This is a genomic window from Echinicola rosea (genome assembly GCF_005281475.1).
Taxonomy (GTDB): domain Bacteria; phylum Bacteroidota; class Bacteroidia; order Cytophagales; family Cyclobacteriaceae; genus Echinicola; species Echinicola rosea.
This window is the reverse complement of record NZ_CP040106.1, coordinates 4454664-4476639: the sequence shown is the minus strand read 5'-3', so window position 1 is coordinate 4476639 and position 21976 is coordinate 4454664. Positions and strand designations below refer to the sequence as shown.

At 43.6% G+C, this 21976-nt stretch carries 18 protein-coding genes; 13 read left to right on the top strand and 5 right to left on the bottom strand.

Annotated features, from left to right (window positions below; all coding sequences use genetic code 11):
* Positions 1 to 27 precede the first annotated feature (27 nt).
* Entirely contained in the window at positions 28 to 858 is an 831-nt protein-coding gene (locus FDP09_RS17510; protein ID WP_137405082.1) for a CvfB family protein, read from the top strand.
* On the opposite strand, the gene FDP09_RS17505 is transcribed toward FDP09_RS17510, so the two are convergent.
* Complete coding sequence (locus tag FDP09_RS17505; protein ID WP_137403894.1) at positions 855 to 1214, bottom strand: arsenate reductase family protein; 360 nt, start codon at positions 1212 to 1214, stop codon at positions 855 to 857. The two genes, FDP09_RS17510 and FDP09_RS17505, sit on opposite strands and share 4 nt — an antisense overlap.
* Positions 1215 to 1414: 200 nt before the next feature.
* Between FDP09_RS17505 and FDP09_RS17500 the strand changes: the two genes are divergently transcribed.
* Together FDP09_RS17500 and FDP09_RS17495 are read left to right on the top strand one after the other, a co-directional pair.
* Positions 1415 to 1903: a YkgJ family cysteine cluster protein gene (locus FDP09_RS17500; RefSeq protein WP_137403893.1), complete on the top strand. Its 489-nt coding sequence runs from the start codon at positions 1415 to 1417 to the stop codon at positions 1901 to 1903.
* A 49-nt stretch (positions 1904 to 1952) separates the two neighbouring features.
* Positions 1953 to 2870 carry an ROK family protein gene (locus tag FDP09_RS17495; protein ID WP_137403892.1) on the top strand — a complete coding sequence of 306 codons (918 nt, stop codon included), beginning with the start codon at positions 1953 to 1955 and terminating at the stop codon, positions 2868 to 2870.
* 67 nt (positions 2871 to 2937) lie between these two features.
* On the opposite strand, the gene FDP09_RS17490 is transcribed toward FDP09_RS17495, so the two are convergent.
* Positions 2938 to 3330: a hypothetical protein gene (locus FDP09_RS17490; protein ID WP_137403891.1), complete on the bottom strand. Its 393-nt coding sequence runs from the start codon at positions 3328 to 3330 to the stop codon at positions 2938 to 2940.
* A 920-nt stretch (positions 3331 to 4250) separates the two neighbouring features.
* Here FDP09_RS17490 and FDP09_RS17485 point away from each other — a divergent pair.
* From FDP09_RS17485 to FDP09_RS17470, 4 genes are all read left to right on the top strand, one after another.
* Entirely contained in the window at positions 4251 to 4745 is a 495-nt protein-coding gene (locus FDP09_RS17485; protein WP_137403890.1) for a DNA topoisomerase IV, read from the top strand.
* Positions 4746 to 4790: 45 nt separating this feature from the next.
* Entirely contained in the window at positions 4791 to 6695 is a 1905-nt protein-coding gene (locus FDP09_RS17480) for a DNA topoisomerase IV subunit B (RefSeq protein WP_137403889.1), read from the top strand.
* Positions 6696 to 6857: 162 nt separating this feature from the next.
* Entirely contained in the window at positions 6858 to 9485 is a 2628-nt protein-coding gene (locus tag FDP09_RS17475; RefSeq protein ID WP_137403888.1) for a DNA gyrase/topoisomerase IV subunit A, read from the top strand.
* Positions 9475 to 10164 carry a TrmH family RNA methyltransferase gene (locus FDP09_RS17470; protein WP_137403887.1) on the top strand — a complete coding sequence of 230 codons (690 nt, stop codon included), beginning with the start codon at positions 9475 to 9477 and terminating at the stop codon, positions 10162 to 10164. Before FDP09_RS17475 ends, FDP09_RS17470 begins: the two co-directional genes overlap by 11 nt.
* A 51-nt stretch (positions 10165 to 10215) precedes the next feature.
* On the opposite strand, the gene FDP09_RS17465 is transcribed toward FDP09_RS17470, so the two are convergent.
* The gene (locus tag FDP09_RS17465; RefSeq protein ID WP_187328704.1) at positions 10216 to 12615 is read right to left on the bottom strand and encodes a TonB-dependent receptor; all 2400 of its coding nucleotides are present in this window, start codon (positions 12613 to 12615) and stop codon (positions 10216 to 10218) included.
* 336 nt (positions 12616 to 12951) lie between these two features.
* Between FDP09_RS17465 and FDP09_RS17460 the strand changes: the two genes are divergently transcribed.
* From FDP09_RS17460 to FDP09_RS17440, 5 genes are all read left to right on the top strand, one after another.
* Complete coding sequence (locus FDP09_RS17460; RefSeq protein ID WP_137403885.1) at positions 12952 to 13278, top strand: hypothetical protein; 327 nt, start codon at positions 12952 to 12954, stop codon at positions 13276 to 13278.
* 2 nt (positions 13279 to 13280) lie between these two features.
* Complete coding sequence (locus tag FDP09_RS17455) at positions 13281 to 13580, top strand: hypothetical protein (RefSeq protein WP_137403884.1); 300 nt, start codon at positions 13281 to 13283, stop codon at positions 13578 to 13580.
* A gap of 3 nt (positions 13581 to 13583) precedes the next feature.
* The gene (locus FDP09_RS17450) at positions 13584 to 15251 is read left to right on the top strand and encodes a PepSY-associated TM helix domain-containing protein (RefSeq protein ID WP_137403883.1); all 1668 of its coding nucleotides are present in this window, start codon (positions 13584 to 13586) and stop codon (positions 15249 to 15251) included.
* An 82-nt stretch (positions 15252 to 15333) separates the two neighbouring features.
* Positions 15334 to 16149, top strand: a complete 816-nt coding sequence (locus FDP09_RS17445; RefSeq protein WP_137403882.1) for a GIY-YIG nuclease family protein — start codon at positions 15334 to 15336, stop codon at positions 16147 to 16149.
* A gap of 69 nt (positions 16150 to 16218) precedes the next feature.
* On the top strand, positions 16219 to 18690 hold the full coding sequence (locus FDP09_RS17440; RefSeq protein WP_229683346.1) for a glycoside hydrolase family 2 TIM barrel-domain containing protein: 2472 nt from the start codon (positions 16219 to 16221) through the stop codon (positions 18688 to 18690).
* Positions 18691 to 18863: 173 nt separating this feature from the next.
* Here the strand turns inward: FDP09_RS17440 and FDP09_RS17435 are convergent, their stop codons facing one another.
* Positions 18864 to 19313, bottom strand: coding sequence for a glycosyl-4,4'-diaponeurosporenoate acyltransferase CrtO family protein (locus FDP09_RS17435; protein WP_137403881.1), 450 nt, complete (start codon positions 19311 to 19313; stop codon positions 18864 to 18866).
* A 395-nt stretch (positions 19314 to 19708) separates the two neighbouring features.
* Here FDP09_RS17435 and FDP09_RS17430 point away from each other — a divergent pair, with 395 nt between their 5' ends.
* Positions 19709 to 20740, top strand: a complete 1032-nt coding sequence (locus tag FDP09_RS17430) for a linear amide C-N hydrolase (protein WP_137403880.1) — start codon at positions 19709 to 19711, stop codon at positions 20738 to 20740.
* 647 nt (positions 20741 to 21387) lie between these two features.
* On the opposite strand, the gene FDP09_RS17425 is transcribed toward FDP09_RS17430, so the two are convergent.
* Entirely contained in the window at positions 21388 to 21609 is a 222-nt protein-coding gene (locus FDP09_RS17425) for a hypothetical protein (protein ID WP_137403879.1), read from the bottom strand.
* Positions 21610 to 21976 lie beyond the last annotated feature (367 nt).

Sequence of the window (21976 nt, the reverse complement as noted above, 5' to 3'; positions counted from 1 at the left end):
TAGTTACCTTTGTAGAATATGGATACTATGAAAGAACTTGGGAAGATTTCTACCCTTCCGATAACCCGCTTTACAGCAAATGGTGCATATTTAAATTTATCCAATGGGGAGGAAGTGTTATTGCCAAAGGGCTACCTTTTGGGAGATGAAAAAGAAGGGGAGGAAGTAGCGGTGTTTGTCTATACAGATAGTGAAGACCGTCCCGTGGCCATAACCGACAGACCGGTAGCCTTAGTGGATGAATTTGCCGTAATGGAGGTAAAAGAGGTCACCAAGTTTGGGGCTTTTATGGAGTGGGGACTGCCAAAGGACCTGTTTGTACCCATTTCAGAAATGGGCAAGCCTATGAGGCAGGGGGAGCAGCACTTGGTCATGATCTGTGTGGATTTCAAAACCAATCGCCTGATCGGTGTATCGAAGTACCAGGATTTTATGCTAAGTGATACGGCTGTTTTTGAAGAAGGACAAGAGGTAGATGGACTGGTATTTGAATCCACAGATCTGGGATTTAAGGTACTTATTGATCAGCATTACGAGGGATTGTTATATGGAAATGAAACCTTTAAGGATATAGCGGTAGGGGATAATGTAAAAGCCTTTATCAAAAAGCGTCGGGATGATGGGAAACTGGACTTACAACTTACCCCAATCGGTCGCCAGAAATATGAAGAAGGGGCAGAAAAAATCTTAAACCTTTTAAAAGTTAAGCGTTTTTTGCCCCTTCATGATAAATCATCCCCCGAAGAAATCAAAAAGACGTTAGGGATGAGTAAAAAGCACTTCAAACAATCCATTGGTCAACTATATAAAAGTAGGAAAATCGAAATTAAGCCGGATGGTATTGCATTAGCAGGTTAGTTTAACTTAAATATCTCGCTTGGTTTTATACAAAGCACTGCTTTGCCCCGCTTGATGGCAATGGGAGCTTTGAGCAGGTAAGGGTGTTTGACCAATATGTGCAGCCAGCTTTCGTCATCCCAGGTTTTACCTGCAATGTGACTTTGGTATTGCGGATGAGCCCGGTTGAGTAGGTCCTTGGCCCGCAAGTGTAACTTATCCAGGATAGTTCTCCATCCTGTCGTGGTGATGTGCTCTTTCTCAATATTGATCTCATTGACATACCGAGAAACCGATCGCGCATATGCCCTCGCTTGCTTGTCTATAGTGTGCGAAGGAATATAATAGAAGAACAATTCACTTGGATGCATTTTCATGTCGAAACTGGGTTTATGTTACCAATAAAAATACGAAAAATATTGTAAAATCAAAATATTTTACCTTATAATATACCAGTGATAGGTGAAAATATGGTTTTAAGGGCTTGGTGAGTGTGTAAATGATGAACGTTTAAGACTATTGAGTAGTCACCTACGAATTACCCTTTAGGCGATAGGACAATTCAACACAAGGATGTATGGACCTAGAAAATTTCAGACAAAAATCCCTTTCAGATTATAGCTATCATAAAAAGCTCCGGACGCGATTGCGAAAAGTCAAGCCTAAAGTGCTCGATGAGAAGTTTGCAACAGCGCATGAAGAACAGTTTGAAAAGATCGATTGCTTGGAGTGTGCCAATTGTTGTAAGACCACCAGTCCTATTTTCCTGCAAATTGATATCGATCGATTGGCAAAGAAGCTGCGGATGAAATCCTCTGAATTTATCGACACCTACTTACACCGGGATGAGGAGGGAGATTTTGTGTTGAATAGTTCTCCATGTCCATTTTTGGGTAATGACAATAAGTGTTTTGTGTATGAATCACGGCCCAAGGCATGCCGGGAATATCCCCATACCAACCGAAAAAACATGCACGGAATTTTAGGTTTGAGCCTAAAAAATACCTTGGTCTGTCCTGCCGTTCATGAAATCTTTCAAGACTTTTCAAAAGAATTTAGGAAGTAAGCTTATCTGTTTACTATTTTAGAAGCCAAAACCTATTAAACCGTAAACCATGAGTAATCAAAACGAACACTTTCTGGGTGTAGATGTAGGGGGAACCCACCTAAAAATTGGTAAAGTGAGCCAGCAAGGAGATATCGTTTCCTTTGATAAAGAAGATACCAGTCATTATAAGGAAGACCCCAAAGGCTTTAATTCCTGTTTTGTGGATGTTATTGGCAAGTACTTGTCAAAATATCCTGATATCAATAAAGTAGGCATCGGCCTGCCGGGCTTGATCAATAAAGCGCGTACCACCACACTGGAGATTCCTGCGATCCCCGAACTCGACGGATTTGACCTGAAAGGGGCGCTTTTGGACAAGTATCCAGAAAAAAGCTTTTTTCTTGAAAATGACGCGAGTGCAGCGGCCATGGGAGAATTTAAGTTTGCCTCCTCCAAGCCTACTGCTAATTTCCTGTTTATCACCATGGGAACTGGTATCGGCAGCGCCGCTGTGGTGGATGGGAAGATTTTTAAGGGAGCACGCGGCAATGCTATGGAAATGGGGCATATGCTTTCCAGGGGAAATGCCCGCTTGGAAACCATTATTGGTAGAAATGGCATTTTGAATATCCTTGAGCGAATGATCAATGCTTATCCCCAAAAGTCCGGCGAGCTGATGGATAAAGAATTAGGAACACATTTGCTGGTAGATACTGCAAGAGAAGGAAATGAAGTCTCCTTGCTTACTTTTGAAGAAGTGGGCAGCATTCTTGGAGAGGCGATCGTATCTACCATTCGGATTTTGGATGTCAATGAGGTTTATTTTGGAGGAGGAATTTCAGCTGGCCTTGAATTTATGATGCCCGCATTGGAAAAGACCGTAAGGCAATATCTTACGCATTATTATACCAACGACCTCCAGCTCAAAAAGGCCACGTTGGGCAATAATGCCGGTACCCAAGGTGCTGCGGCATTGTGTTTTTAGTCGGGGATTTACTGAAATGCATGAACCGATCAGCAATTTATATCGACGTGGTATGAAAAAACGATGCTTAAGGATTAAGGGTTGTAATAGTTACCTCACTGACCTTATTTATGGCATTCAAACGAAAAAGGGCCTTTAGGGGCTCTTTTTCTTTTTCATGATTGTCACATTCGCCGGAGGGTTCGAGGAAATAAAAGAAAAAGCTCTGACTCTTATTCAGCAGTTCGACCCTGTCAGGACGTCCAAAAGTAACAATAAGCTCTTGATTGGTCGCTCCCAGAAACGTGTTTTTCAGGGATTCTAGCTCTGTCAGGTCTTGGATGCGAAGGCCTTTGCAGCCGTAGCGGTCATTTTTCCAATTTTCCATATTGATGTTTCCAGTGTCCAGCTTGGATACACAGCTAGCGAAAATGGCTAAAAACAGCACAAAAATGATCGCTGGAAGGAGGCTACTTTTCATCTGTTGAAAGTTTCTTGACGATTAGATGCCAAAGGTAGTTTAAGAAATGGGCGGATACAAGTGTGGTTACTATTAACCTGAGCTCGACTTAATTTTAGTATAAAAAGCGTCATTGCGAACCCTTTTTAGGAGGATATGGGGTGGAAAAGGGTGTGGCAATCCCGAAATACTGAGACTGCCACGGCTTCCACCCGCTCAGGCCTACCTCCAAGCCTCGCAGTGACGGTTTTATAATCGAACTGAGGTTATTAGCACTGGGCAAACGCATAGAGTTTATTGAACCCGGAATATGCATTAGCCTATCTGTTGCGACCTTAAACTGCTTCAAAATCAGCCGTTTCACTTTAGTTTTCGGCATAACCGTAGCGGTGCTACGCTAATGCCTCCACACTAACTGATTTTCTTGCAATTTCAGCTCTCACTACGATTCCTAACGCATAATCCGGGTTGAAGGAAAACACTTTTCGTGTAGGCATAGCTATGATCCGTGCCGATGGCACTCCTTCGGGAGGCAGAGGAGAGCTTGAGCTCCTGCGGATGAATCCGCAGGTTACAAAATTTATCGTGCCGCTGGCACTTTGGCCCGATTTGTACATTGGAAACTGCATAAGCTTATCTGAATATGGAGTCATTAGATAGGAGATGCGAGACGTGAGATTTGAGAGCCATTGAATCTGTAGGAGCTTCCCTCTATGGCGCCCTATATACCTATGTATTTCTCCAAAAAACGATCTTTCAAAGAGTGCTTGCCTGAACTTGACCAAGGAGGACTACTACCACTTTTCTTTCAAATTCTACTTATTGTCAGTAGATTATGTCTTCCCAAAATCAGGGGGCTAGAATGAAGCAAAAATCTAATACTTCAGAAACAGGCATACTATAATCTTAACCCTTATATTAGCAGTTTAAAACGCGTATATATGAATCATAGATTTGCTAAAGCATTCCACTTAATTACAGTATTGGCTTTTATTGTTGTTTTCATGTACATCTATTCAGGGCTGCCCGGGATGGTAGGTTTTGAACTGAACGAGGAAGGGTTTGCTCATGGAGTGATGGATAAGAACATGTTTTTCTATATTGTTATAGGGATTTTTTTAGTGTTGAATATCTTGCTGGTGACCCCCGCAAAACTCATAGAGAATGGTGCTAGCCCTAATATAAAAAGGTTATTTGCCAAAGGCGATCCTTTTCGCGACCAGATGTTGACATGGATTTACTCTTTTGTAGGTATCATCAATGTTTCGATCATCGTCGTGGTGATGTACATATTCCAGTTGAATGGAATCATGGAAGAGACCGGCCGGCCATCGGGATTTGGATTATATATTTTGCCTGTTTTATTTGTAATCTGGACCGTCATTTTATTTATATTGTTGACCCGAAAAATGAAGAGTGTCCAGTCCATCAAATAAGGACCTAAGAGAAAATTAAGTAGCCAAGAAAACATACAACCACGCATGGCAGAAAAAAACGTACAATATACCGAAGATAGTATCAAGTCACTCGACTGGAAAGAGCATATCCGGCTTCGTCCGGGGATGTATATCGGGAAGTTGGGAGATGGTAGTGCCCAGGATGATGGTATTTATGTGCTTGTGAAAGAGGTGCTAGACAATAGTATCGATGAGCATATGATGGGATTTGGGCGAACCATTGACATTAAGATCAGCGAGCACAAAGTAGAAGTAAGGGATTATGGTCGTGGCATTCCGCTGGGCAAAGTGGTGGATTGTGTTTCGAAAATCAATACCGGTGGCAAGTATGATTCCGGTGCCTTTCAAAAGTCCGTGGGACTAAACGGCGTGGGTACCAAAGCCGTGAATGCGCTCTCCCAATATTTCAAAGTACAATCCTATCGTGATGGACAGACCAAAGTGGCCGAATTCGAAAAAGGTGTGCTCAAGGAGGACAGGCCAGTGGACAAGAGTTCCGATAGAAACGGTACCAAAATCGTCTTCAGTCCAGATGCTACGGTTTTTAAGAATTACCATTTTATCCCGGAATATTTGGAAAACCAAATATGGAATTATGCTTTTTTGAACTCCGGGTTGACGATAAATTTCAACGGGAAAAAATACTTTTCCGATAAAGGCCTTCATGATCTATTGGACAGAAAAGTCGATGATGATAGCAAGCGGTACCCGATCATTCACCTCAAGGGCAATGATATCGAGATGGCCCTTACCCATACCAATCAGTATGGAGAGGAGTACCATTCCTTTGTAAATGGTCAATATACCACTCAGGGGGGGACGCACCTCGCTGCATTTAGGGAGGCGATTGTCAAGGCCGTAAGGGAGTTTTTCAAGAAAGATTACGATGCAGCGGATATCAGGCAGAGCATCGCCGGTGCCATAGCCGTTCGGGTGCAAGAACCCGTGTTTGAATCGCAGACCAAGACCAAGCTAGGCTCTCACAGTGTGGGGCCAGATGGGCCGACGTTGCGAACCTTTGTCAATGATTTTGTAAAGACAGAGCTGGACAATTACCTCCATAAAAATACCGAGACAGCCAATGCCCTGCTCAAACGTATCCTGCAATCGGAAAGGGAGCGAAAAGAAATCTCAGGTATTAAGAAGCTGGCCAATGAAAGGGCCAAGAAGGCCAACCTTCATAACCGAAAGCTGAGGGACTGTCGGGTACATTATGATGACGCCAAGGCCAACGAGGAGAAAAAAAACGATACGATGCTGTTTATTACAGAAGGGGATTCGGCTTCAGGTTCTATCACCAAATCCAGGGATGTACAGACTCAAGCCGTGTTTTCCCTCAGGGGAAAGCCGCTAAACTGCTTTGGGATGACCAAGAAGGTGGTGTATGAAAATGAAGAGTTTAACCTGCTGCAGCACGCGCTGAACATCGAAGATGGGATCGATGGCTTGCGGTACCGTAAGATCGTCATTGCCACCGATGCGGATGTGGACGGCATGCACATCAGGTTGTTGATCATGACTTATTTCCTGCAGTTTTTTCCTGAACTGGTGAAAAACGGCCATTTATACATCCTTGATACCCCACTCTTTAGGGTAAGAAATAAGAAGGAGACCATTTACTGTTATTCGGAGGACGAAAAGAGAAAAGCCATTGCCAAGCTGGGAAATAAACCAGAAATCACCCGATTTAAGGGGCTGGGGGAGATATCACCAGATGAGTTTGGTGGATTTATCGGTGAAGATATCCGCTTAGAACCGATTATCCTGAACAAGGATACCAAGATAGCAGACCTGCTGACTTTCTTTATGGGGAAAAACACGCCAAACAGGCAGAGTTTTATCATCGACAACTTAAAAGTAGAAAAAGACATAGTGGAGGAGAAAGCGGACGACGTCAAGGCCGATACCGAAGAGACAGAGGCAGCATGATGAGAATGAAGAGTTTAGGATTAGAAATGAATATGATTGAATTAAGAATGATGAATTGGGAATGTATAGGCGGATATCAAAGATCGTAGGCTATCATTAAAAGTGTCTTCCAAGGCCGATAACCTTCCAATTTTACAATTTTCCAATTAATGTAATCCGAATATGAGTGATATAGAAAATAACGGTCAAGGTGAAAATGGAGATGCATTGCATGACTCCGTGCCGGTGACCGGCATGTATCAAGAGTGGTTTTTAGATTATGCATCCTATGTGATCTTGGAGCGGGCGGTTCCTGCTATCGAGGATGGTTTTAAGCCCGTTCAGCGCAGGATCCTGCATGCGATGAAGGAAATGGACGATGGCCGCTTTAACAAGGTGGCCAATATCATCGGCCAAACCATGCAGTACCACCCTCATGGAGATGCTTCCATCAGTGACGCCATTGTCAATTTGGGCCAAAAAGACCTGCTGATCGAAACACAGGGAAACTGGGGCGATATCCGTACCGGTGATGGAGCAGCTGCAGCGCGATACATTGAAGCACGATTGTCCAAGTTTGCACTGGAAGTAGTCTTTAATCCACAAACCACGGAATGGCAGGTGTCCTATGATGGCAGGAAGCGGGAACCGGTAACGTTACCCGTAAAGTTTCCTTTGCTGTTGGCGCAAGGTGTAGAAGGGATTGCCGTAGGGCTTTCCACCAAGATCCTTCCCCATAACTTCTGCGAGCTGATCAATGCCTCTGTCGATATACTGAAGGGTAAAAAAGCCAATATTGTCCCTGACTTTCCCACCGGTGGCCTGGCAGATTTTTCGGAATATAATGAAGGCCTGCGAGGAGGGAAGATCAAAGTGCGTGCCCGGATCGAAGAAGGAGACGGCAAGAGCCTTTTGATCAAGGATATTCCTTTCGGGACGACGACCACTTCACTGATCGATTCCATCATCAAGGCAAATGACAAGGGCAAGATCAAGATCAAAAAGGTGGTGGACAATACCGCCAAAGACGTGGAAATACAAGTGTTTTTGGCTCCTGGCCAGTCCCCGGACATGACCATTGATGCCCTGTATGCCTTTACGGATTGTGAGCAGTCGATTTCTCCAAACTCCTGTGTGATTATCGAGGACAAACCGGTTTTCATGGGCGTAAATGATATCTTGGCCTACAATACCCGTCAGACCAAGGAGTTGCTGAAAAGGGAACTGGAGATCCGAAAAGGAGAGCTGATGGAGAAATTGCTCTTCTCTTCCTTGGAAAAGATATTTATAGAAAATAGGATTTACCGTGACATTGAGGAATGTGAGACATGGGAAGATGTCATTGCTACGATCGATAAGGGGCTGGATCCCTACAAGCCTGACTTTTACCGTGAAATCACAAAAGATGACATCGTACGACTGACGGAGATCAAGATCAAAAGGATTTCTAAGTTTGACAGTTTCAAAGCAGATGAGCTGATGCGGAAGCTGGAAGATGAGCTGAAAGAAGTCGAGCACCACTTGGAGCATCTCACGGAATTTGCCATAGACTATTATAAAAACCTCCTGAAGAAATTCGGAAAGGGCAGGGAAAGGAAAACAGAAATACGCAATTTTGAAACGATCCAAGCCACGGTGGTAGCAGCAAACAATGCAAAGTTGTATGTGAACCGAAAAGATGGATTTATCGGTACTGGGCTGAAAAAGGACGAGTTTGTTTGCGACTGTTCGGACCTTGATGATATCATTGCCTTTAAGAAGGATGGTACTTGTGTAGTGACCAGAATTCAGGACAAGGTATTCGTCGGCAAAGACATTATCCATGTGGGTATTTTCCGTAAGGGGGATGAACGGATGGTCTATAATATGATTTATCTGGATGGCACATCCGGGCGGACGATGGTGAAGCGCTTCCAGATCCTAAGCGTGACCCGTGACAGGGAATACGTCCTTACCAAAGGTACCAAAGGCTCCAAAGTGTTGTATTTTACTGCCAATGCCAATGGAGAAGCGGAGATCGTGACCGTTTACCTCACGCAAGGAAGCAAGGCAAGGGTGAAAGTCTTTGACTATGACTTTAAGGAATTGGATATCAAAGGCCGTGGGGCCGGAGGCAATATCCTGACTAAGTATCCTGTCAGAAAGATCCAGTTGAAGATGGAAGGGGTATCGACACTGGGCGGACTGGACGTGTACTATGACGAGGCTGTCGGCAGGATCAATACAGATGAAAGAGGCAAGGTGATCGGTAATTTCCTTGGGGACGATAAGATTATCGCTTTCTATAAAGATGGCAGTTATGAGCTCACCTCCTATGAATTGACCAATCGCTATGACCCCAACACGCTCTTGTTGATAGAGAAATTTGATCCGCAAGCGGTCATTTCATGTGTTTACTTTGATGGTGCCAGCAAAAATCATTACGTAAAGCGATTTAATATAGAGACGAGCACGGTAAACAAGAAATTTAATTTTATTTCCGATCACCGGAAGTCCACGTTGGATATTGTCTCCACGGACAAACAACCCCAAGTGGAGGTTGTCCTTAAAAAAGGCAAGGAAACCGAAAAAGTAGAATACGATCTGGACATGGTCATTGATGTGAAAGGGTGGAAGTCAGTTGGGAATAAGCTGAGTGCGCACCCCGTGAAAAGTATCAAACTACTGGAGCCGGTGAAAAAAGAATCTCCCGCCAAAGAGGAGAAAGGGGATAAGGAAAATTTGGAAGTCGGATCTACCATTGACCTGAAAGTAAAGGATGAGGAAGATGACGATAAGGATCAGCTAGGCTTGTTTAAGAATGGAAAGTAGTTTTTTGGACAAGGATCTATTAGCTTACCTATCCCAATATATAACAGACCATAAAAAAGCCAGGATGGAAGAAGTCCTGGCTTTACGGTCTCGATTTTTTACGGTGGTGTTGGAGGATATTTACAAGCCTCATAATGCCAGTGCAGTGATCAGGACCTGTGATTGCTTTGGTGTGCAGGACATTCACATCATCGAAAAAGCCAATTCCTATGACGTCAACCCCTATGTTACCAGAGGCTCAGCCCAATGGGTGGATATCCACAAGTACCAAGATGGCCCTGATCGATCTTCCGTCGATGCATGTTTTGGGGAGTTGAGGTCGCAGGGGTATAAGATCATGGCCACTTCTCCACATGGAGAGAGCGTCCCATTGCATGAGCTGGAGGCAGATCAGAAAACGGCCTTGGTCTTTGGCAATGAGCATGCAGGAGTAAGTGATGAGGTCATCCGAAAGAGTGATGGGGTCGTCCATATTCCGATGACAGGTTTTACAGAGAGTTTTAATATTTCGGTCAGTGCATCGATCTGTCTGTATGATTTGCAGCAAAAAATCGTACGCTCCAAACCGGAAATCTACTACCTGAGTGAAGAGGAAAAGGCCGAAATCCGCTTCCGATGGTACAAAAGTGTCGTCAAAAACGTGGAGGCACATATCCGGAGTTTTTATGCAGCAAAATAAAAATCCCCTGAGGACGGAAGCCCCAGGGGAACGGCTGCTAGTGGTAGTTAATTAAAATTTAAAAGTGAAGCTGGTAATAAAGTGTGCGGGTTTTTGTGGTCGCACATAATATCCATCACTTACCCAATAAGGCTCGTCGGTCAAGTTGTTGGCCTTAATGCTGATGCGGTATTTTGGGCGATTGTAAAAGAGCGTTGCATCCAGTACCGTGTAAGAGGGAAGGGTGAAGGTGTTGGTGTCATTGAAAAATACATCCGAAACATAGATTACTCCTGTTCCCAGTCCAAGCCCTTGTAAGTTGCCTTTCAGTAGTGAGTAGCTGAGCCAGGCATTGGCCACATGCGCTGGGGTTCCCAAGGCACGGTTCCCCTCGATATTTTCAGCAGCATTGGTATATTCGTTGTCATTATAACCATACCCGGTCACGAAATTGAAGCCTGGAAAAGGGTTTCCGATTACTTCCACCTCCAATCCCCGACTTTGCTGAGTACCGTCTTGAACGGTGAAAGTAGCACCATTTTCATCCGTTGCGGAACGGGTGGAATTGGTCACTTGAATATCATAATAGCTTATGGTAGCGTTTAATTTATTTTCAAGCAGGTCCAGTTTTACGCCGCCTTCCAATTGATTGGCCTGTTGCGGTTTGAAGTTGGCCACGGTTCCATCAGGTTGTGGCTGGTTGGCATTGTCCACGTTTTTGAAACCGTTCATATAGTTGGCAAAGATCGCTACCTTATCCTTTACCGGTTGGTAAACTGCCCCTAACTTTGGAGAAAAGGCCGTTTGATAATAGCTTCCTGTTGTTTCTGAAGTCAGCGGGTTTGTGGTGCCTTTGTTGGCAAACCGGTCGGCTCGAAGGCTGACCATCACTAGGAAGTTTTCTGTCAGGTTAAGCACATCGGAGAAGTAGGCGGAGTAGGTACGTTGCTTGCTCAGCCGCTCAGGGGTGACGGTTTCTCCCAACGTGTTTTCTACTGTCTGGAGACGTATATCGGGCGTCGGCTCCATCACATTCACCGTGTCCAGCCAGAGGTAAGAATATTTCATGTTCCGGAATTGGTCCATAAAATCCAATCCTACAACAAGACGGTTTTTCATGGCACCAATATTAAATTCCCCTGTAAAGTTTTGTTGAAATTGTTTTCTGCCGGTTTTGTCGGGGGAAAAAACGCCCATGGCCCTGCGGATAGTAGTATTATCGATCCAATACTGGTTAAAATAAAGCAGGTCATTGTATTCCCCATTGCCATAAGCATAGTTGGTACTGGAGGTCCAGTTTTCAGATAGTTTATACTCGGCCTGTAGGAAGACATTACCGGACAGTTGATTGCCCACGAACGAATTGTCGATTAGGGAGCGGTCATAGGCGATGGGCAATTCGTCGTAAGAAGTCGCCGTAACACCGCTGTTTATGGCCCAGGCAGTGTTGGAGGTGCCTTTAAATTTTTGTAGATCAGCGTCCAAGCGGAAGGTCAAGCGGTCACTGGCTTTATAGGTCAAGGACGGTGCGATTACGAAGGTGGTACCATGGCCTTGGTCCTGAAAGGAGTTTTCCTTTTGAAACGCCGTGTTTAGCCTGAAGAGTAACGTGTTGTCGTCGTTTAGCGGCGTGTTGATGTCAGCCGTGATCCTGCTGAGGTCCCAGCTTCCTTGGAGATAGGAAACTTCGCCACTAAAACGCTCATGAGGTTTTTTTGTCACGTAATTCACCAAACCGCCAAAAGATACCATCGACGCTCCAAAAAGGGTAGAAGAGGGGCCTTTGATGGCTTCTACCCGCTCTACCATGACAAGGTCTATTCCGGTTTTGAGGGAAGTGGCAAGACCGTTCCTGAGATTATCAGAGGTTTGGAAACCACGGCTAAAAAAGGCAGGCATCCCCGCGCCGGTTTTGGCTGGAGCAGCCCCTGGAACATTGCGAAATGATTCTTCTAACGTAAGCGCCATTTGTTCATTGATCAGTTCTATATCGACTACGCTGTACACTTGTGGGTTTTCGAGGTTTTTGATGGGCAGTCGGGCCACATAGGGACTTTCTTTTCGGGAAGTGACGGTATATTTGTCACCGATTACCATAAATTCATTTAGGGAGTTTGAACTGGCCGAAAGGATGAAATTTACCTTCACGGGTTTCCCCTGCTTTACTTGGACAGTTTTTGTTTGGGATTCCAACCCTACAAAACTGACTTCCAAGGTATAGTTTCCAGCCGCCAATCCTTTAAAGGAAAATTCACCTTCATGGTTTACCAAGGTAAATTGGTTGTTACCCAAACTTACTGTCGAAAATTCAGCCGGTTCTCCGTCGCTGGTGGTTACTTTTCCACTGATAGAACCGGTTTGGGCGGAGGCTGAAAGCGAAGTAGCAAGGGTTAGCAAAACCAGTAAATAGAAAATAGTATTTCTTTGAAGGCAATGGCTCAAAAAGGGTAAAGGAGGTAAAATGTGCTTCATTTTAGTGTGTTGTGATCGGTTAAAGGTTATAATTTTTAGTAAATCCTTAAATGGTTTACTCATTCATTATTGATATGTATTAATTTAGATTTGATCTAAATATTTTCAAAACTAGTAAACAAGAAAGATTGGCGGTAAGAAAATTATTTTTTTTACCATTGATTTTTTCTATTGATTATGGATGCGGGTGATGTTTGTTTTGATCAATGACATTTTTCGAAATAATCACAAAGTATAGCCTCCATCATCTTTGTTGTGTGATTATTTAAATTAAATCTAATTAAAGTTGCGAGGCATCAGGTGTGCTTCTATATTTGTGGGAAATCGAACTGAAAAATGATCACCATTACTGTCTTAATTGCTTTAGCAGGTTTTGTCTGCTTTTATATCACCTCAAAAAGGGCTGTCCTAACCAAAGAGCTTCCACTCGTGAAATGGGGCCAGCAACAACCCTTAATGGCTAAAAGAGTAGGAAGTGCACTGCTCATTATTGGAGGAGCACTTTCGATCGTGGCTTTGGGAATTGGAGCAGGCATATTTGCCTACAGCGTCGTCTTGATGACGGTGGGGAGTTTGGTGGTATTGCTTAATCCCCTTAGGGTACTCGATCCTAAGGTATTGGTGCTGATGTTTACAGTGAGTTTACTACTTGAATTACTTTAAAGATGCCAGCAAATAAAAAATACTTGACTACTTCACCCTTTCAGCGCTTTGCCAAGATCACAGCAGGCTTTTTTGGGGGCTATGCAGTGACTGTTGCGGCGTTTATGATGGTCGCTTACTGGTTGGATCACGTCAATGTCTTGATGACACTACGGTTTGGAGGATTTATGCTTTGGGCCACCTTGTTTTTACTTGCCTTTTTGTTCCGGAATGGATGGAAGGCTTGGGGGATTTACCTTATCATCACCGTGATATTTAGTGTGGTGATATACTTCAATAAAATGTACCTGCCAATATTCTGATATATGAGTAATAGAATTTACAATATCCTTTTTCACACCCATACGATCAGCGGGATCATCATTAGTGCAGCTTTGTACGTGATTTTCTTTGCCGGTTCCCTTTCTTTTTTCCGGGACGAAATCATCGGGTGGGAGCGGAATGAACCGATCAGTGAGAATGCCAATCTCAAACACCTTGATCTGGATCATGTTTTGGATACGTTGGATGCCAGAAAAGGGCTAGCCGGAAGGGATATTTCCTTTTATAAGCACTTTGAGGAACGCCGGATCAATGTGAATTTAAGTGCGCCTAAGGATACCACTGCCCAGGATGAAGGCAGGAGAAGGGGGGAGTTTTTTTATTTGGATCCCGAAACCTTAGATGCATATACGTATAGAAGCAGTTACAGCCTTGGGGAGTTTTTTTATAGACTCCACTTTTTTGCACAGCTCAACCTTTGGGGAACATCTGGTTATCTTTTAGCAGGGTTTGTGGCGTTTTTCTTTTTATTTGCTGTGGTGACCGGAGTGCTGGTGCATTGGAAAAAAATCGTTTCTAACTTTTATGTCTTTCGGCCAAAAGCAAGCCTGAAGAATATTTGGACAGATGCCCATACCGCTTTAGGAGTGTTGGGCTTGCCTTATCAGTTTGTCTTTGCCGTGACAGGATGTTATTTGATCATTGGTACGACGGTGCTTTCACCTGCTATTGTAACGTATATGTATGATGGGGATATGACCAAGTTGTATGATGATTTTGGTTTTAATCCCCCCAAGATAGCACCAGCAGGTCAGTCTATGGCCACTGTACCCAGTGTCAATAGCTTTGTGGACAGGGTAGAGGAAAAATGGACGGATTTTGAAGTGAAATCCGTTCAGCTGTTCAATTTTGGTGATCAAAACATGCATGCCCTCATCGAGGGAAATACCCATACGGATGCCAAGTTTCTCGGCAGAGGAGGGGTGATGTACAATATGGCGACGGGTGAGCAGGTTTACGAGGTGAACCCTTTTACCGAGACCAGCTACACGGATGCCGCAGCAGCTGTAATTACCCAACTCCATTATGGTGATTTTGGAGGGATACCGCTCAGGGTCATTTATTTTATCCTTGGATTGGTGACCTGTTTTGTCATCATTTCCGGTGTCATGATCTGGCTGGTGGCCAGGGACAAGAAACATGTATCCCCGGCCAAGAGGAAGTTTAATGCTTGGTTAGTGGCCTCGTACTTGGCGATTTGCCTCAGTATGCTGCCGGTTTCTGCCTTTACCTTTATTATGGTCAAAATTTCGCCACTGGAGTTGGATGATACCAGAATGACTTTCATTTATCAAGTGTTCTTTTACGCTTGGTTGGTGTGCAGTGTAGGTCTTGCCGTAACCAGAAACAATTACTTTATCAATAAATTTTGCCTCGTTTCAGGTGGGGTTTTAGGACTGGCCGTGCCTGTGGCCAATGGCCTTGTGACAGGAAATTGGTTATGGAAATCCTATCAAGTGGGATTCTATCAGATGTTTACAGTTGACTTTTTATGGCTGGTGCTCGGTGCCACGTCCCTGTGGGTGGCCAGCAAGGTGAAAAAGCAGCCCTCATCTAAAGCAACGGAAACCAAAAAAAGAGGATCAACTCATTTAAACGGTGGAATCGAAAAAGGCTTGGTAAGAAATACCAACCCTCAGTATCAAAATTAATGATAAAATCGGTAACATTTTTTGCTTGCAAAAGGTTGACGTTATTACATAGGTTTAACCTTCGGCGTTTGTATTGGAAAAAATGTTATCAGAAAAATTAAAACATATACTCCACCATATACCTCCGGCCATCACGGGGGTATATTTTTTTATGGATGAGCATGACCGCATCATCTACATCGGTAAGAGCAACGATATCAGAAAACGTGTCCAGCAGCATTTTCAGCACACGACTTCCAAGGCTGTCAGGATGCAACATCAAGTGCACCAGGTGAAGTATGAAAACATGGGCAATGAACTGATGGCCTTATTACGGGAATCGGAGCTGATCAAAGCGCACAAGCCTGTGTTTAACAGAGCGTTAAGGAGGAGTGTGTTTCTGTGGGGGCTTTATTTAGTGGATACGGAAGATGGATATTTGGCCTTGAAATTGCAAAAAATCAACAAAGAACAGCGGGAACTGATGGCTTTTACCGCCAAAACCGAAGGAAAGGAATACCTGTTTCGCATAACCGAACGGTATCAACTTTGCCAAAAAATAAATGGGTTATATCCTTCCAAAGGGGCCTGCTTCCAGTTCACTTTGAAAACGTGTAAAGGTGCCTGCATAGGGATAGAGCCTACTTGGATGTATAACGAAAGGGTGCGGCAATTTGTCCAGGATGTTAGCCTGCCTAATGAGAATCAGGTCCTCCTGCTGGATGGTAGAACGGAAGGGGAGCGGGGAGTAGTCTTGATCGAAAATGGTGTTTACAGAGGCTATGGTTTTTTTAAGGGAGAGCTGGAAAAAGATGTTCGTCTAAGCGACGTCATTCAATCCAAAACAGACGATAGGGACAGTCAGCGATTGCTTCGGGCATACCTTAGAAAACAGCACAGTACAGCACAAGGGAACTGAATTTTACTACCGTATTGAGGGAGATGTTCTTAAAGTCATTATCTTTATTTTTTAGCCTAAACAATAGATATGAAGATCATGCGTACCCCATTTGTTATTTCTTGTTTCCTTTTCTTATGTAGTGTTTCCACAGTCCTTTTTGCCCAGAATGTACGGAAGTCATGGACGCTGGAAGATGATTGGAAGTTCAGTAAAGGAACACAAGAGGAAGCCTATGCTATGGACTTTGACGATGATGATTGGGAGGAAGTAACGGTGCCGCATGACTGGGCTATTTATGGTCCCTTTGATGAAAGCCATGATTTGCAGATCGTAGCGGTCACTCAAAACGGCGAAAAAGTGGCTACCAAGAAAACCGGACGAACAGGTGGATTGCCCTATATGGGAGTCGGCTGGTACAGAAGGACGTTTGAGGTTCCTGATTTTGACCCTGATGGGCAACGGGTAAAACTGATTTTTGATGGGGCCATGAGCGAGGCACAAGTGTATGTCAATGGTGAAAAAGTTGGTTTTTGGCCGTATGGTTATAATACATTCTATTTCGATGTGACAGATTTTCTGAATGCGGACGGATCCTTAAATCAATTGGCCGTCAGGCTGGAAAACAAGGAGCAATCGTCTCGCTGGTACCCCGGGGCCGGACTGTACCGGAATGTCCATGTATTGGTCACACCGAAAACCCATGTGCCCGTTTGGGGGACATTTGTGACGACTCCGTACGTCTCGGAAGCATATGCTTCTGTTAATATCAAAACTGAGCTCGAACAGGTAGCCGAAGGAACGGACGTTTCGATTGAGACCTTGATCCTGGATGTTAAGGGTGAAGTGGTAGCAAGGAAAGAGAATGTCCAAAGGCTTAACCATGGGAGACCTTTGGAGCAGTTTTTGACGGTTGACAATCCGCATATGTGGTCTCCGGAGACTCCTTACCTTTATTTTGCTAAATCGGTCATTTCAATTGATGGGAAGAAGGTGGATGCGTTTACGACACGTTTTGGCATCCGAAAGATTGACTTCATTGCGGACAAGGGTTTCTTTCTTAACGGACAACGAAGAAAATTCCAAGGGGTAAATCTGCACCATGACCTTGGTCCTCTGGGTGCGGCTGTGAACCGCTCTGCTATTAAGCGACAACTGCAGCTCATGAAGGATATGGGCGCTGATGCCATCAGGACTTCACATAACATGCCTGCTCCAGAACTGGTGGAGCTGTGCGATGAGATGGGCTTGATGGTGATGGTAGAGTCCTTTGATGAATGGGATGTGGCCAAATGCAAAAACGGTTATCACCGCTTTTTTGACGAGTGGGCTGAAAAAGACCTGGTCAATATGGTGCGTCATTACCGTAACAACCCCAGCGTGGTCATGTGGAGCATCGGCAATGAGGTGCCTACGCAATGCAGTGCTGACGGGTATAAAGTAGCCAAATTTCTCCAAGATATTTGTCATCGTGAAGATCCTACCCGCTTGGTTACCGCAGGGATGGATCGTATTTCATGTGTATTGGACAATGGTTTTGCCGCCATGATCGATGTGACGGGTTTTAATTACCGCACCCATCGATACCAGGAAGGTTATGAAAAGCTCCCGCACAGTTTGGTGTTGGGCTCAGAAACAGGATCTACCGTGAGTTCTCGTGGTGTATATCATTTTCCTGTAGAAAAGGTGGCACAGGTCATTCATGAAGATCAACAGTCCAGTGCCTATGGGTTGGAGTATTGCAGCTGGTCAAACCTCCCGGAGGATGATTTTGCACTGGCCGAAGATTATGACTGGACCTTGGGGCAATTTGTGTGGACGGGTTTCGATTATTTGGGAGAGCCTACTCCTTACGATACCGACGCTTGGCCCAATCACAGTTCGATGTTCGGAATTGTTGACTTGGCAGGTATCCCAAAGGACAGGTACTATCTGTACAAGAGTGTCTGGAAGCCAGAAGAAGAGACCCTTCATATTTTACCACATTGGAACTGGGAAGGAAGAGAAGGGGAGCAAACTCCTGTTTTTGTTTATACCAACTATCCGTCTGCCGAACTCTTCATCAATGGCAAGAGCCAAGGGAAAAAGACCAAGAACAAAGAGGGAAACTTGCAGGAACGCTACCGGCTAATGTGGATGGATGTGGTATATGAACCTGGGGAGGTAAAGGTGATCGCTTATGATGACAATGGTAATAAGGCAGCGGAGAAACTCCTACATACGGCAGGAAAAGCCCATCACATCAAACTCATTCCAGAAAAAGAGAAAGTGTCTGTGGATGGTAAGGAATTGGCTTTTGTCCGTGTGCAGGTCGTGGATAAAAAGGGACGGGTTTGCCCTACAGATCAGCGTTCCCTATCTTTTACCGTGGAAGGTGCTGGCAATTTTAAAGCAGTGGCCAATGGTGATCCGACTAGCCTAGAACTGTTTCATAAGCCTCATATGCGGGTATTTAACGGTCAGCTCACACTTATCGTTTCGCCAGAAAATGTGGGTGCTATCCAGTTGAAAGCCACTGGGAAAGGCCTTAAAAAAGGAGAGGTGACTATTGATGCATATTGATCCTGTTTTAATATAAGTTGATAAAAACTGGCCGTAAAATTATGACGGCAGTCGGTAAGAATCGGTCTTGTTTTTAATGAAGAAGTAGTTTGAAAAGGGATAGGCAACTTTCCCCCAAATTCCCTTGTTATGGTTTGCAATGGTGATTTTTAAACCGCGGTTAGTGTCTTTTACTAATTTCTTTGCAGTTTTCTCCTGATGCGTTGATGAACCAAGAAGGGGTATATGTTCCCAAAGACATTGGCTGCCAACAGAGGGTAAAAAAACAAAGTGTTGTGGGTGAAATATATAAATAAGGTAAGGCCTGCCAAGACGGTAAAGGCAATAAAGTATTCCATTTCTCGGGTGAAGTGTTTTTCTCTTATTTCCTCCAGCCTATAGCTGTCGGGCTTTTTGCCATACATCAATTTGAATTCCCAATATTCCAATGGAAAGTAAGAAATGAATTTTTCGAACCATTTTAGTGCGATGAATTTTTCCCATTTTCGGTCGTGGATGAGGAAACGATTTTCATACTTTGGATAGAGAAGGTGTCCTTTGGTCCAATGACAGACCATAACTCCTACAAACCAAGAAAAAACCAATGAAAGAAGGGTGGGTAAAATGATGGTGATTAAGATCATTTATTTGGGATTATTTACTTGCTAATTACATAAACACGCTATTTACATAATTATTTTAAATTTTGATGATTGTTTACTTAAATGATCAAATTATAGGCTTATTTTTTACTTAATCCTTTTAGGAATGGCAAAAGCACATGCTGTGCGGTAAGGAACCTAATGCGCGACAATACTAAATTTGATGCTGCTTTTGTGTGCGGAGGATTGCTATTTTTTAAGTGAAATACAGAAATAGTGAGTTTAAAAAGTTATATTTATTTTGTGAAATCTACTAAAATTGCGTGGTTTCCTTATTTTATTTTTGAATAATTCCCAGTTGTTGTGAGCGGTTTTTTCATTTTTTGGGTTTGTTTAATAGGTGTTAAGTACTTATTTATCTTAAAAGAAATGATGTTATGAATACCAAACACGTGTTGATTGTTTTTGTTCTCTTTTTCTTGGTGCGGATAGCGATTCCGTGTACACGTGTGGTGTATAAGGGATCAGAGAATTTGGTGATTACAGCAAGGTCGATGGACTGGAAGGATGAAATTCCAGCAGATTTGTGGATTTTCCCACGGGCGATGGATCGAGAAGGTAAAGTAGGCCCCAACTCTTTGACGTGGCGTTCTAAGTACGGAAGCATCGTGGCCAGTTCATTTGGTATTGCCACCGTGGATGGGATGAATGAGAAAGGATTAGTCGCCAATATCCTTTGGCTAACAGAATCCGAATATCCTCCCTACGATGGAAAACAGCAGGGACTGTCTATAGCTGCTTGGGCGCAATATGTTTTGGATAACTTTGCCACAGTAGAAGAAGCAGTGCGAAGAATGGAAAAGGAGGATTATGTGGTTGTCTCCAGCAATATTCCTGGTACAGAACGGTTTGCTACCTGTCATTTATCCATTTCAGATGCTAAAGGAGATAATGCAGTTTTTGAGTATGTCGGTGGAAAGCTTGTCATCCATCATGATCCCTCGTACGTGGTGATGACCAATTCCCCTGTTTATGAACAGCAGTTGGCTTTAAATGCATATTGGAGTCGAATTCCGGGGACGATGATGCTACCAGGGACCAATAATGCTGCCGATCGGTTTGTTCGAGCATCTTACTATATTGACGCCATCCCCAAGTCAACTGACAGGCGTACAGCAGTCGCGAGCGTTTTTAGTGTGATCAGAAATTGCTCAGTTCCTTATGGTATATCTTCTGAAAGTGAACCAAATATTTCATCTACCAGATGGCGTACCGTTTCAGATCAAAAGCACCTGGTCTATTATTTTGAGTCAATCATGACACCAAATACCTTTTGGGTCGATATCAAGAGGGTGGATTTTGGGACTACTCCCACACGGAAACTGGCCCTGTCCAACAATGAGACCTATGAAGGAGACGCACTGGATCATTTTATTGACGCTGAACCTTTCGAATTTGCTGGTTTATAGGACCTAGGCGAAAGATTGTAACGAAATAGGAGCTCAGGTGATTAAGATCTGCGCTGATTTTATTCTTCAACTTGAAAAGCAATTTTATGAAAGTGTCGAAAAGTATTCCGGATCAAGCGTCAAAGTTGGGGGCTGCCAGTTTTCTTAATGGCAAAACCCCCGAAACATAAAAATGCCACGAAGTCCGAAAGGCACCAAGTGCATTTTGAACCTACATTGAAAGATTACACTCGAAAGCTAGTCTCAGAGAGGCGACATATTTATAGCCACGGGTGCATCCCATGGTAAATTGCCCATCCAACGTTTTCGTTTTTAGATTCATTTTCCTCCTTATTCCCCATGAATTCCCGCTAAAACCCAATCAAGCGGATGGAGGAGGCTAGGAAAATCGCTTTTAAACTATTAGTAAAGAGATGTCAGCCTGAGCGGAGTCGAAGGCTATACGTTGGACCTCGACTCCGCTCAGGCTGACGCTTTTTGCCAGAATTAAATAACTTCATGGGGTAAAAGCGATTTCCCTTTGAAGAAAGCCCAACGTTTTAACGGTATGAAATTAAATTTTCTTTTATAGACCATATCAACATTCGTCGCCCTAGAAATAGAGCTTGACCAGGTCCATAGGGGTATGAAATAGAATAAAATACAGGTTAGCTTTTAGGGAAACACTTTCTATAAATTTCTACTGGAAGTTTTCTGTATAGGGTTTTTTTGAATTCTGAGAATGAATGGATTTTCACCTTTTTGGTGCCCTCCAAAAAATAGACTTCTTCGGCTTGGCCTATGGCTATTTTGAACCGATTTATCTCGAGCTTTAACAGTGAAGGGAATAGTACTTTGAACAACTCAAAGTCGATGAGGTGCTTCTTCATTTTTTGTAGATCTAGTAGAGTGTAATTCTTTTGATGAAAATAATCAAAATTAACTTGTTGGCAAATGGTTAATGTGATTTATTTAATAAAAGATAAGAAGAGATGGTGTTTTTAAAACTTAATTGTTACTAATTTTAATAGTAGGCGTATTAAAAGCAATGCATTCCTTCATCAATATAAGTGTAGTAAAGTGCACCCCCGATTCTCTATAATGAGTCTGATACCATACTGGCTTACTTAAAGTTACTAGCCAGGGACTTTGTTGGAAGGATGGTAAGCCTATCGTATGGTGTGTGAAAGATGGCTAAATTCATCCTCGCATCTTGCATAAACTATATCGCAACTATGTTGCAAATATTATTTGCAG

Coding starts and splice junctions, on each gene's coding strand:
- FDP09_RS17495 (WP_137403892.1), top strand. CDS start 1,953: ATGAGTAATCAAAACGAACACTTTCTGGGTGTAGATGTAGGGGGAACC.
- FDP09_RS17490 (WP_137403891.1), bottom strand. CDS start 3,330: ATGAAAAGTAGCCTCCTTCCAGCGATCATTTTTGTGCTGTTTTTAGCC.
- FDP09_RS17475 (WP_137403888.1), top strand. CDS start 6,858: ATGAGTGATATAGAAAATAACGGTCAAGGTGAAAATGGAGATGCATTG.
- FDP09_RS17485 (WP_137403890.1), top strand. CDS start 4,251: ATGAATCATAGATTTGCTAAAGCATTCCACTTAATTACAGTATTGGCT.
- FDP09_RS17470 (WP_137403887.1), top strand. CDS start 9,475: ATGGAAAGTAGTTTTTTGGACAAGGATCTATTAGCTTACCTATCCCAA.
- FDP09_RS17425 (WP_137403879.1), bottom strand. CDS start 21,609: ATGAAGAAGCACCTCATCGACTTTGAGTTGTTCAAAGTACTATTCCCT.
- FDP09_RS17440 (WP_229683346.1), top strand. CDS start 16,219: ATGAAGATCATGCGTACCCCATTTGTTATTTCTTGTTTCCTTTTCTTA.
- FDP09_RS17435 (WP_137403881.1), bottom strand. CDS start 19,313: ATGATCTTAATCACCATCATTTTACCCACCCTTCTTTCATTGGTTTTT.
- FDP09_RS17445 (WP_137403882.1), top strand. CDS start 15,334: ATGTTATCAGAAAAATTAAAACATATACTCCACCATATACCTCCGGCC.
- FDP09_RS17510 (WP_137405082.1), top strand. CDS start 28: ATGAAAGAACTTGGGAAGATTTCTACCCTTCCGATAACCCGCTTTACA.
- FDP09_RS17460 (WP_137403885.1), top strand. CDS start 12,952: ATGATCACCATTACTGTCTTAATTGCTTTAGCAGGTTTTGTCTGCTTT.
- FDP09_RS17450 (WP_137403883.1), top strand. CDS start 13,584: ATGAGTAATAGAATTTACAATATCCTTTTTCACACCCATACGATCAGC.
- FDP09_RS17505 (WP_137403894.1), bottom strand. CDS start 1,214: ATGAAAATGCATCCAAGTGAATTGTTCTTCTATTATATTCCTTCGCAC.
- FDP09_RS17430 (WP_137403880.1), top strand. CDS start 19,709: ATGAATACCAAACACGTGTTGATTGTTTTTGTTCTCTTTTTCTTGGTG.
- FDP09_RS17455 (WP_137403884.1), top strand. CDS start 13,281: ATGCCAGCAAATAAAAAATACTTGACTACTTCACCCTTTCAGCGCTTT.
- FDP09_RS17480 (WP_137403889.1), top strand. CDS start 4,791: ATGGCAGAAAAAAACGTACAATATACCGAAGATAGTATCAAGTCACTC.
- FDP09_RS17500 (WP_137403893.1), top strand. CDS start 1,415: ATGGACCTAGAAAATTTCAGACAAAAATCCCTTTCAGATTATAGCTAT.
- FDP09_RS17465 (WP_187328704.1), bottom strand. CDS start 12,615: ATGAAGCACATTTTACCTCCTTTACCCTTTTTGAGCCATTGCCTTCAA.